This window comes from Microbacterium sp. FG3, from assembly GCF_057809335.1.
Genome location: NZ_JBMDJT010000013.1, coordinates 61,314 through 68,870 on the forward strand (window position 1 = coordinate 61,314; position 7,557 = coordinate 68,870).

A 7,557-nucleotide genomic window follows, 5' to 3' on the forward strand; every position below is an offset into this window, starting at 1 on the left:
TCGCATGACGAAACCCTATGCCGACAAGGAGGTCTGGTTCCTCACGGGGAGCCAGGGCCTGTACGGGGAGGAGACGCTCCGTCAGGTCGCCGAGCAGTCGCGCGAGGTGGCGAGGGTGCTCGACGCGCACGAGGTCGTGCCGGCGCGCATCATCTGGAAGCCGGTCCTCACCGATCCGGCCGCCATCCGCCGGGCCATGCTCGACGCGAACGCCGACGACGCCGTGCTGGGCGTGGTGGCCTGGATGCACACGTTCAGCCCCGCGAAGATGTGGATCGCCGGGCTCGAGGAGCTGCGCAAGCCGCTGCTGCACCTGCACACGCAGGCGAACGTCGCGCTGCCGTGGGACACGATCGACTTCGACTTCATGAACCTGAACCAGGCCGCCCACGGCGACCGCGAGTTCGGGTACATCCAGAGCCGCCTGGGCCTCGCCCGCAAGACGGTGGTCGGGCACGTCAGCGACGAGCGCGTCGCGGGCGAGGTGGCCACGTGGATCCGCGCGGCGGCGGGCCTGGCCGCGGCCCGCGGCATGAAGGTGGCGCGCTTCGGCGACAACATGCGCTTCGTCGCCGTCACCGAGGGCGACAAGACCGAGGCCGAGATCCGCCTGGGCGTGCAGGTGAACACGTGGGGCGTGAACGAGCTCGTCGCGCGCGTTGAGGCCGCCACCGACGCCGAGGTCGACGCGCTCGTGGCCGAGTACGAGCGGCTGTACGACGTGGCCGACGAGCTGAAGCCGGGCGGCGCGCGCCACCAGTCGCTGCGCGACGCGGCGGAGATCGAGGCCGGCCTGCGGGCCTTCCTCACCGAGGGCGGCTTCGACGCGTTCACCGACAGCTTCGAGGACCTCGGCGCCCTGAAGCAGCTGCCGGGCATCGCCGTGCAGCGGCTCATGGCCGAGGGATACGGCTTCGGCGCGGAGGGCGACTGGAAGACCGCGGTGCTCGTGCGCGTCGCCGCCGTCATGGGCGCAGGCCTGCCCGGCGGGGCGAGCCTCATGGAGGACTACACGTACGACCTCACGCCGGGCGAGGAGCTCATCCTCGGCGCGCACATGCTCGAGGTGTCGCCGTCGCTGACGACGACGCGGCCGAGGGCGGAGATCCATCCCCTCGGCATCGGAGGCAAGGACGATCCCGTGCGCCTCGTGTTCACGGCCGACCCGGGCCCCGCGCTCGTCGTCGCCCTCAGCGACATGCGCACGCGCTTCCGCCTCACGGCCAACGTCGTCGAGAACGTCGAGGCGCCCGATCTGCCCAAGCTCCCCGTCGGCCGGGCCGTGTGGCACCCGCAGCCGGATCTGCCCACGAGCGCCGCGTGCTGGATGGCCGCCGGCGCCGCCCACCACACCGTCATGACGACCGCGGTGGGCGTCGACGCGTTCCGCGACTTCGCGCAGATGGCGGGCATCGAGCTGCTCGTCATCGACGAGCACACGACGACGGCCGGCTTCCACAACGAGCTGAAGTGGAACCAGGTCTACCACCACATCGCGGAGGGGCTGTGAGCATGGCGGATGCCGGCGCCAACTGGGCGGGCAACATCGCGTACCGGGCGCGGCGGGTGCTGCGCCCGGGTTCGCTCGACGAGCTGCGCGACGCGCTCGCCGGATCCGAGCGCGTGCGCGTCGTGGGCACGCGCCACTCCTTCAACGACATCGCCGACACCGACGGAGTGCAGGTGTCACTGGAGGGCATGCCCCGCGAGATCGAGCCGCTGGACGGCGGCGTGCGGGTGTCGGCGGGCCTGCGCTACGGCGATATCGCGCCCGTTCTGCACGCGCACGGCAGGGCACTGGCCAACCTCGCCTCGCTGCCGCACATCTCGGTGGCGGGATCGGTGGCCACGGGCACGCACGGGTCCGGCAACGGCCTGCGCAGCCTCGCCGCCGCCGTGCGGGCGCTCACGCTCGTGACGGCCGACGGCCAGATCGTCGAGCTGCGCCGCGGCGATGCCGACTTCCCCGGCGCCGTCGTGTCGCTCGGCGCGCTCGGCGTCGTCACGAGCCTCGAGCTCGACACCGAGCCGGCGTACGAGGTGGCGCAGCAGGTGTTCGACGGCCCCCGTTGGGACGACGTCCTCGCGCGATTCGACGAGGTCACCGCGCTGGGCGACAGCGTGAGCGTGTTCACGACGTGGGCGGATCCGGACGTCGCGCGGCAGCTGTGGGTGAAGCGGCGCGTGCCCTCGGGCGGCCTCGCGCCGATCGAGGGCGAGGTGCCGGCGGCGGTGGGAGCCGTGCCCGCCGACGGGCCGCGGCACCCCGTCCCGGGAGCCGACGCCGCGGCGTGCAGTACCCAGGGCGGCGTGCCCGGCGCCTGGTTCGAGCGCCTGCCGCACTTCCGCCTCGAGTTCACGCCCTCGGCCGGCGACGAGCTGCAGAGCGAGTACCTCGTGGCGCGCGAGCAGGCGGTCGCCGCGATCGAGGCGCTGCGCGGCATCGCCCCGACGGTCGCGCCCGCGCTGCACGTGTGCGAGGTGCGCACGGTGGCGGGCGACGACCTGTGGCTGAGCCCGTCGGGCGGGCGCGATTCCGTGGCGCTGCACTTCACGTGGCGCAGCGACGAGGCCGCGGCCCGGCGCGCCGTGGCGGCGGTCGAGGGCGCGCTGGTTCCGTTCGACGCGCGACCGCACTGGGGCAAGATCTTCGGCACGGATCCGGCCGACATCGCCCGCCGCTACCCGCGCTGGCAGGACTTCCGCGCGCTGCGCGAGCGGATGGATCCGCGGGGCGTCTTCCGCAACGGCTTCCTGGAGCGACTCGGGCTCTGAGTCGCGCGCGCCCTCGGGCGCGGCGCCCTCACCCGCGGCGCAGCCAGCCGCGGGCGTGGAGGTAGCGCAGGAACTCGTACTTCTCGCGGATGAGCCCGGCGAACTGGTTGCGGGTGTCGGGGATGAACAGGAACGTCGCGCGCGAGCGGCGCAGCGTCCAGCCGTTCAGGTGCGCGGCGACGTAGCTGAGCCAGACGTCCTCGACGAAGCGGAAGCGATCGGGGCACGCGAACAGCCGCTCGTCGAGGAACACCGCGGTGTCGATGATCATGCCGCACGTGCCGAGGTACTGCGCCCGGTGCCCGCGGCGCACCGGCAGGCGCAGCCAGTAGTGCGGCGGCAGAGGGAAGCGGTAGGCCCACCAGCCGCTCGCGCTGCGGGGCCGCGCCTCGGCGTGCAGCGTGGCGATCGCCCGCGGGCCGAACAGCTGATCGTCGTCGACGAACACGACGTAGGGGTGGGCGGGCGCGAGCTCGCGCGCCAGGTGGAAGCGGCCGAAGCCGCCGATGTTCTCGTCGTGGTGGTGGAACCGCACGGTCAGCGGGCTCGCCTCCGCCGCGCGCTCCAGCTCGCCCGCGATGGCCGGATTGTTGTTCCACACGTGCAGCTCGACGCGGACCCCCGTCTGCGCCTCGAGCGCGCGCAGCGTGCGGGGGAAGTACTCCGGGCGACGCCACGTGCACATGACGACGGGGACGGTGGGGACCGAGTCGCTCACGGTCGCGAGGATAGCGGGGCGGATCGGGAGGGCGGATCAGCGCAACGGCGCGCGCTGGGCGATGCGGGTGACGATCTCGCTCGTGGAGTGCGCGGGGATGAAGTCGAGGATCCGCACCGTTCCGCCGTACGCCCGCACGACGGCGGTCTCCTCGAGCATCTCGGGCACGTAGTCGCCGCCCTTCGCGTAGATGTCGGGCCGCAGCTCGGCCAGCAGCGCCGAGGGCGAGTCCTCGCGGAAGACGGTGACGTAGTCCACGCTCTCGAGCGCGTCGAGCACGCGCGCCCGGTCCTCCACGGGGGTGACCGGGCGGCCGGGTCCCTTGAGTCGGCGCACCGACGCGTCGTCGTTGAGCGCCACCACGAGCACGTCGCCGAGCTCCTTGGCCTGCCGCAGATGCGCGGTGTGGCCCAGGTGCAGCAGGTCGAAGCAGCCGTTCGTGAAGACCACGGTGCGGCCGCGCTCTCGCTCGCGCGCGAGGGCGGCGCGCAGGGCGTCGTGGTCGAGCGTGCCCGGCACCCCGGTGGCGGGCGTGTGCACGTCCGCCAGCGCGCACACGGCGGTGCCGGGGCGCGAGACGACGACGTCGGCGGCCCGCTGGGCGAAGTCGGCGGCCTCGGCGGGCGCGGCGCCCACGGCCAGCGCGACGGCCGCGGCCGCCACGAACGTGTCGCCCGCCCCCGCGGCCTGGTGCTCGGGCGCGGGGCGGGCGCGGGTGCGGTGCGTCGCCGCCCCGGTCCCGCCGGCCCCGCGCTCGAGCAGCACGGTGCCGTCGCGATCCAGCGTCACGATCGCGCGCTCGGCGCCCGCCGCGTCGAGCACCTCGGTCGCCGCGGCGGCCACGTCCTCGGCGCGCGCCGGCCCCTCGGGCAGGGCCCGCCCCAGCAGCGCCGCCGTCTCAGCCGCGTTGGGGGTGACGAGGTCGGGCCGCAGCGGGGCCCAGCGCGCGATGTCGTGCGCGTCGACGACGATCCGGGCCCGCGGGCGCCGCTCGGCCAGCCGCCGCGCGAGCTCGTCTCCCAGCAGCCCGCCGTCGTAGTCGCAGACGACGAGCGTCTCGTCGGGCTCCGGCGCGATCGCGGCCAGCAGCCGGTCGGTGTCCGCCCGCGCCGGGCGGGCGCGGTCCACGCGCACGAGGATCTGGTCGTCGCCGACCACGCGCGTCTTGCACGCCGTCGGCCGGCCGCCGTCGACGAGGAGCCCGGCCGTGTCGACGCCCGCCGCCGCGAGCCGATCCCGCAGGGCCGCGCCCTCCGCATCGTCGCCGACCTCGGCCACGACGCGCACGCGCGCCCCGAGGGCGGCGAGATTGGCCGCCGTGTTGCCTGCCCCGCCGGGGCAGTCCACCTGCTCGGCCTCCTGCACCACCGGCACGGGCGCCTCGCGGCTGAGCCGCCGGACCCCGCCGCGCAGCCAGCGGTCCAGGATGACGTCGCCCACCACGAGCACCCGTGGCGCCGCGGCGCCGACGTGGCGGACGATCCCGCTGAAGTCCCTCATGCCCACTCCCGTACCCGATCCGCCCGCCCCCTACACGTCTGCGCCGCGATCCCTTGCCGGCGCGAGGACCGCTTCGGAACGTTTGCGCGCGGGCGCCGCGGGGAACAGATCGGCAGAGGACACAGACCGACCGCGACAGGGGAGCGCGAGTGAGGACGACGCGGATGCCCGCCGAGGCGCCGCCGGCCGACGGCCGATTCGACGAGGTGCTGAAGATCGCCGTGCTGCGCGGCGGCGGTCTGGGCGACCTGCTGTTCGCCCTGCCGGCGCTGGATGCGCTGGCCGAGGCGTACCCGGAGGCCGAGATCGTGCTGCTGGGCACGCCGATGCACGCCGCGCTGCTGCGCGGCCGGCCCGGCCCGGTCGCGCGCGTGGAGGTGCTCCCGAAGGCCAGGGGGGTGCACGGGGACGACCACGAGGACGACCCGCGCGCCACGGGCGCGTTCATGCGGCGGATGCGGGCGGAGGGCTTCGACCTCGCCTGCCAGATGCACGGCGGCGGGCGGTACTCGAACCCCTTCCTCCTCGCGCTCGGCGCGCGGCACACCGTGGGCACCGCGCCGCCGGACGCCGCGCCGCTCGAGCGCACGCTGCCGTACGTGTACTACCAGCACGAGGTGGTGCGCCGGCTCGAGACGGTCGCGCTCGCCGGGGCGCCGTCCGTGGGCCCCGAGCCGACGCTGGCGGTGACGCCGGCGGAGCGGCGGCGCGGCCGCGAGCTGACGGGCGCGGGACCCGGGCCGCTCGTCGTCATCCACCCCGGGGCGACGGACCCCCGGCGCCGGTGGCCGGCCGAGCGGTTCGCCGACATCGCACTGCGGTGCGCGGCGGACGGCATGCGGGTGGTCCTCGTCGGCGAGGGCGACGACGCCGATCTCGCCGACGCGATCGCCCGGCGCGCGGCCCGCGCCGCGGGGGATTCCGTGCGATCGCTGGCGGGCCGCCTCGCGCTGGGCGAGCTGGCGGGGGTGCTCGCCGTCGCCGACGCGTTCGTGGGCAATGACAGCGGCCCGCGCCACCTCGCGCAGGCGGTGGGCACGCCCACCGCGAGTGTCTACTGGGTGGGGAACCTCATCAACGCGGGCCCGCTCACGCGCGCCTCCCATCGGGTGCAGCTGTCGTGGACCACGCACTGCCCGGTGTGCGGGCGGGACGCGACCCAGGTGGGCTGGACCGCGCCCCGCTGCGAGCACGACGTCTCGTTCGTCGACGACGTGCCCGTCGACGCCGTCTACGACGACGTGCGGGCGCTGCTCGAGGGCGCGCCGGTCACGGCCACGACGGCTCCTCCTCGGGGCACATGACGAGCTCGCGGATCTCCACCCCCGCGGGCTGACGCAGCGCGAACACGATCGCGTCGGCCACGTGCGCGGGGTCGATCAGCGCGGCGTCGGGACCGGGCTTGTACTGCTCGTCGCGCCCGTCGAAGAATCGCGTGCGCATGCCGGCGGGGAACACGGTCGTCACGCCCAGCTGCCCCTTCGTCTCGGCCGCCAGCGAGCGCGAGAAGCCGAGCACGCCGAACTTCGAGGCCGAATAGGCGGTGGCGTCGCCGAACGCGCGCAGCGCGAGCGACGACGCGATCGTGACGACGCGGCCGTGCGAGGCCTTCAGTGCCGGCAGCGCCGCGCGCACGACCGCCGCCGTGCCGAGCAGGTTCACGGCCACGATCCGCTCCCACGCCTCGCCCGGCAGGCCGTCGAGCGGGGCGGGCCGGTCCACGCCGGCGGCGGTGACGACGGCGTCGAGGCCGCCGAAGCGCTCGGCGAGCTCCGCCACGAGCGACTCGGTCGCGCGGGTGTCCGACACGTCGGCCGCGAACGCGTCGGGCACCTCGGCGCCCGACACATCGAGGTCGAGCACGAGCGGGCGCCCTCCGGCGTCGCGCACGGCGCGGGCGACGGCGGCGCCGAGGCCCGAGGCGCCGCCGGTGACGATGACGTTTCCGAGGGTGCGATCAGCGGTCATGATTCTCCTTCGCTTCGGGAGGACGGATGCGGATGGGGGGACGGGGCGATCCGCGTCAGCCGACGCGGGCGAGCGCGCCGGCCAGCCGCGTGGTCGAGCGGCCGGGGTGGTACGGCACCGTGACGGTGCGACCGCCCCACTCGGCGATCACCGCCGTCTCGGGCAGGTCGTCGGCGGCGTAGTCGCCGCCCTTGACCCAGATGTCGGGGCGGATGCGCCGCAGCGCCTCGACGGGCGTGCTCTCGTCGAACACGACGACGGCATCGACGCACTCGAGCGCGAGCAGCAGGTCGCGGCGGTCGGGCTCGGCCATGATGGGGCGCTCCGGCCCCTTGAGGCGCCGCACGGAGTCGTCGCTGTTGAGGCACACGATGAGGCAGTCGCCGAGCGCCCGCGCGGCCGCGAGGGTGCGGGCGTGGCCGGCGTGCAGCAGGTCGAAGCAGCCGCCGGTCGCGACGACGGTGCCGCCGCGCGCCCGCACGGCGGCCGCCGCCGCGAGCGCATCCGACGCGCCGCCCAGCGGCAGGGCCTCGGCGGGCGCATCCAGCGCCGCCACTCCGCCCGCCGCGAGGAAGCGGCCCGCGGCCGTCACGGCG

General features: G+C 75.3%; 7 protein-coding genes. 3 read left to right on the forward strand and 4 right to left on the reverse strand.

What is annotated here, in order from left to right:
* Positions 1 to 4: 4 nt before the first annotated feature.
* Both araA and ACODR5_RS06495 read left to right on the forward strand, forming a co-directional pair.
* Positions 5 to 1,510 (forward strand): L-arabinose isomerase, encoded by a 1,506-nt coding sequence (gene araA / locus ACODR5_RS06490; protein ID WP_488983081.1) that lies wholly within the window; start codon positions 5 to 7, stop codon positions 1,508 to 1,510.
* Positions 1,511 to 1,512: 2 nt separating this feature from the next.
* Positions 1,513 to 2,775, forward strand: coding sequence for a D-arabinono-1,4-lactone oxidase (locus tag ACODR5_RS06495; protein ID WP_488983082.1), 1,263 nt, complete (start codon positions 1,513 to 1,515; stop codon positions 2,773 to 2,775).
* A gap of 28 nt (positions 2,776 to 2,803) precedes the next feature.
* Here ACODR5_RS06495 and ACODR5_RS06500 read toward each other — a convergent pair whose 3' ends face one another.
* Positions 2,804 to 3,493 carry a glycosyltransferase family 2 protein gene (locus ACODR5_RS06500; RefSeq protein WP_449854746.1) on the reverse strand — a complete coding sequence of 230 codons (690 nt, stop codon included), beginning with the start codon at positions 3,491 to 3,493 and terminating at the stop codon, positions 2,804 to 2,806.
* A gap of 36 nt (positions 3,494 to 3,529) precedes the next feature.
* Positions 3,530 to 4,993, reverse strand: coding sequence for a D-glycero-beta-D-manno-heptose 1-phosphate adenylyltransferase (gene rfaE2 / locus ACODR5_RS06505; protein ID WP_488983083.1), 1,464 nt, complete (start codon positions 4,991 to 4,993; stop codon positions 3,530 to 3,532).
* 164 nt (positions 4,994 to 5,157) lie between these two features.
* Here rfaE2 (ACODR5_RS06505) and ACODR5_RS06510 point away from each other — a divergent pair, with 164 nt between their 5' ends.
* Positions 5,158 to 6,297 (forward strand): glycosyltransferase family 9 protein, encoded by a 1,140-nt coding sequence (locus ACODR5_RS06510; protein ID WP_488983084.1) that lies wholly within the window; start codon positions 5,158 to 5,160, stop codon positions 6,295 to 6,297.
* Here ACODR5_RS06510 and ACODR5_RS06515 read toward each other — a convergent pair.
* Positions 6,263 to 6,961 carry an SDR family oxidoreductase gene (locus ACODR5_RS06515; protein WP_460817816.1) on the reverse strand — a complete coding sequence of 233 codons (699 nt, stop codon included), beginning with the start codon at positions 6,959 to 6,961 and terminating at the stop codon, positions 6,263 to 6,265. The two genes, ACODR5_RS06510 and ACODR5_RS06515, sit on opposite strands and share 35 nt — an antisense overlap.
* A gap of 55 nt (positions 6,962 to 7,016) precedes the next feature.
* Positions 7,017 to 7,557, reverse strand: a 541-nt coding sequence (rfaE2, locus tag ACODR5_RS06520; protein WP_488983085.1) for a D-glycero-beta-D-manno-heptose 1-phosphate adenylyltransferase, incomplete at its 5' end; no start/stop codon positions are given.